This is a genomic window from Corallococcus sp. 4LFB (assembly GCF_046520365.1).
Taxonomy (GTDB): Bacteria; Myxococcota; Myxococcia; order Myxococcales; family Myxococcaceae; genus Corallococcus; species Corallococcus caeni.
Window position 1 is genome coordinate 1 of record NZ_JBKGHJ010000723.1, and the last position, 3,129, is coordinate 3,129.

Sequence of the window (3,129 nt, forward strand, 5' to 3'; positions counted from 1 at the left end):
TCGCTGCTGGACGGCGCGGGCTTCAACCGGGTGGCGGGCGTGGCGCTGGACGCGCCGGTGTCCCCGGACGCGGAGCTGGCGTTGATTCCGCCCGTGGCCGGCGGCGCGCCGGGCCTCTTCCGCGTGGTGGCCCGCCCGCTCCAGCTGTCGGAGGTCGTGGACGCGGTGGCCTCCGAAGGGGCGGGCGGGCTGGTGACGTTCTCCGGCGCCGTGCGCAACCAGACGCAGGGCCGGCGCGTGCTGCGGCTGGAGTACGAGGCCTACGCGCCCATGGCGGAGGCGAAGCTCGCGGAGATTGGCGACGAGGTGGCCCGCGCGTGGCCGGGGACGCGGCTGGCCATCGTGCACCGCGTGGGCACGCTGGTGCCGGGCGAGCTGGCCGTCGTCATCGCCGCGGCCTCCGCGCACCGCAAGGAGGCCTTCCGGGGCTGTGAGCACGCCATCGAGCGGCTCAAGCAGGACGTGCCCATCTGGAAGAAGGAGTTCTTCGAGGACGGCGACGTCTGGGTGGGGCTGGGGCCCTGAGCTAGCGCACGCCGAAGCTGGCGGGGACGGTGACGCGCGCGCCGCCGTCCTGCTTCCGCGCGGCCTGCTCCGCCTCCGTCAGCGGCTTGAGCGGCTGGTCCAGGCCCATGGCCTTGCGCCGCGCCTCCTCCTTGTCGTGGGCGACCTGCAGCGCGCGCGCGTTGTTCGCGGCGAGGCGCGCCGGGTCCGGCCCCATGGTGAGGAAGGCGACGGGCGCGCTCAGGAAGAGGATGGCCACGGTGATGAGCCAGGCCACGTCGCGCACGCGGAAGCGGCCCGCGCGCTCCTTCACCACCGACGGCTGCACCAGCAGCCGCAGCTCGCCCTCCATGAGGCGCAGCGTCATGCCCTCGCGCAGCTCCACCGCCGCGCGGCCCGGCGCGCCCGTCAGCTCCTCCGGGCCCACCGGGTGGAAGGCGTCGCCCTTGAGGCTCCTCTCCACGCGCGCGGACGGCGGCACGTGGATGCGCCAGCCCCGCGGCGTGCGCTCGGCGAGGAGGAAGGGCTCCTCCGGCAGCGTGAAGCCGTAGAGGGGCAGGGGGGCCGTCTCGTCGGGCGCGGCGTGGACCTGGCCCAGCTCGGGGCCGTAGCTCCAGGCCTCCGCCAGGGAGGTGCCCCAGTACAGCTCGCAGAAGAGTCCACCGTCCGCCACGGGGGCGGAGGGGGAGGAGGGCGCGGAAGGCGTCGGCATGTCGGGCCGGAGCATAGGGCCTCCGCGGCCGCCCGGCCCGGCTTCGTGGGGCCGGACGTCCCCTGGACGACGGGCGGCCTGCCCCTCAGGCGCCCGACAGCTCCTTGAGCAGCGTCTCCAGCGTCTCGAAGTGCAGCGGCTTCACGAGGTGGGCGTCGAAGCCCGCCGCCTTGGAGCGCTGGCGGTCGGACTCCTGGCCGTACCCCGTCACCGCCACCAGCTTCATGGGGCGGGGCTCCTCCTGCTGGCGGAGCAGCCGGGCCAGCTCGTAGCCGTCCATCACCGGCAGGCCGATGTCCAGCAGCGCGATCTCCGGTTGGAAGGCCTTCGCCGCCTCCAGGCCCGTGGGGCCGTCGTAGGCCACGCGCGTCGTGCAGCCCAGGAACTCCAGGGACTCGGAGAGGACGTCCGCCGCGTCCCGGTTGTCGTCCACGATGAGCACGCGCGCGCTCATGGAGGTGGGCTCCCGGGGGACGAGCGCGCCGGGCTGCGGCGTGGGCAGCGCCGCGAGAGCCTCCGCCTCCAGCGCGGGCAGGCGCACGGTGAAGGTGCTGCCGCGGCCCCGGCCCGGGCTGTGCGCGCTGATGGTGCCGTCATGCAGCGTCACCAGCTGCGCGCGATGGCGAGCCCCAGCCCCAGGCCGCCCTGGGAGCGGTCCAGGGCCTGGTGCTCCTGCACGAAGAGGTCGAACACGTGGGGCAGTATCTCCGGCGGGATGCCCGCGCCCGTGTCGCGCACGCTGACGACGAGCTCCTGGCCCTCGCGCGTGCCCGTCACGGCCAGGAAGCCGCCCGGCTCCGTGTACTTGGCGGCGTTGGTGAGCAGGTTGGCGAACACCTGCGCCAGCCGCGTGGGGTCGCCGTGGAGGTCCGTGCCGCGCTCCGGCAGGTCCACCTCCAGCGTGTGCTGGCGCTGATCGATGAGCGGGCTGATCTGCTCGATGGCCTTGGCCACCACGTCGGTGAGCGTGACGCGCTCGCGCTTGAGGGTGACCTTGCCCCGGGTGACGCGGCTGACGTCCAGCAGGTCGTCCACCATGCGCACCAGGTGCGTCACCTGCCGCTCAATCAGCGTGCGCTCGCGCTCCGCGGCGGTGTCGCCCCTCAGGCGCATGAGCTGGAGCGCGGTGAGGATGGGGGCCAGGGGGTTGCGCAGCTCGTGGCCCAGCATCGCGAGGAACTCGTCCTTGGCGCGGTTGGCGGTCTCCGCCTCCCGCCGCGCGGTGGCCAGCTCCGTCACGTCGAAGACGACCGCGATGATGCTCTCCACCTGGCCCTTCGCGTCGCTCATGGGCTGGTAGACGAAGTCGAAGAACACCTCCTGCGCCGTCTGCTCCGGGTCGTGGTGGAAGACGACGCGCAGGGAGCGGCCGATGTACGGCTCGCCCGTGGTGTAGACGCCGTCCAGCAGCTCGTAGATGCCCTGGTCGGCCAGGTCCGGAAGGGCCTCGCGGACGGGCTTGCCCATCACCGCGCGGTTCGCGACGAGCTGGAGGTAGTTCTGGTTGGCGAACTCGAAGACGTGCTCCGGGCCGCGCAGGATGGCGATGCCCACGGGCGCGTGCTGGAAGATGCGCGCCAGCCGCTCGCCGTGCGCGGCCTCCAGCTTGCGCAGCCGGGCGCGGGTGAGCTGCGCGGTGACGCGCGCCAGCAGGTCCCTCGTGGAGAACGGCTTCACCAGGTAGTCATCCGCGCCCGCGTGCAGGCCCTCCTCCTGGGCCTCCTCGCCCGCGCGGGCGGACAGCAGGATGACGGGCACCGTCCGGGTGCGCTCGTCCGCGCGCAGGGCCTGGAGCAGCCCGAAGCCGTCCAGCCGGGGCATCATCACGTCGGACAGGATGAGGTCCGGGGGGGGCGTGCGCGGGCGGCCTGGAGCGCGGCCTCGCCGTCCGCCACCGCCTCCACCGTCCAGTG

4 protein-coding genes are annotated in these 3,129 nt (G+C 73.9%); 1 reads left to right on the plus strand and 3 read right to left on the minus strand.

Features of this window, described 5'->3' with window-relative positions; translation table 11 throughout:
- Window positions 1-525, plus strand: a 525-nt coding sequence (locus ACLEQD_RS40130) for a molybdenum cofactor biosynthesis protein MoaE (protein WP_410391221.1), incomplete at its 5' end; no start/stop codon positions are given.
- 1 nt (window position 526) lies between these two features.
- Here the strand turns inward: ACLEQD_RS40130 and ACLEQD_RS40135 are convergent.
- The 3 genes from ACLEQD_RS40135 to ACLEQD_RS40145 all read right to left on the minus strand — a co-directional run.
- Window positions 527-1,216 (minus strand): hypothetical protein, encoded by a 690-nt coding sequence (locus ACLEQD_RS40135; RefSeq protein ID WP_410391222.1) that lies wholly within the window; start codon window positions 1,214-1,216, stop codon window positions 527-529.
- 85 nt (window positions 1,217-1,301) lie between these two features.
- Window positions 1,302-1,823, minus strand: coding sequence for a response regulator (locus ACLEQD_RS40140; protein ID WP_410391223.1), 522 nt, complete (start codon window positions 1,821-1,823; stop codon window positions 1,302-1,304).
- The coding region (locus tag ACLEQD_RS40145) for an ATP-binding protein (RefSeq protein ID WP_410391224.1) at window positions 1,820-3,129 on the minus strand (1,310 nt) is incomplete at its 5' end. The genes ACLEQD_RS40145 and ACLEQD_RS40140, both read right to left, overlap by 4 nt.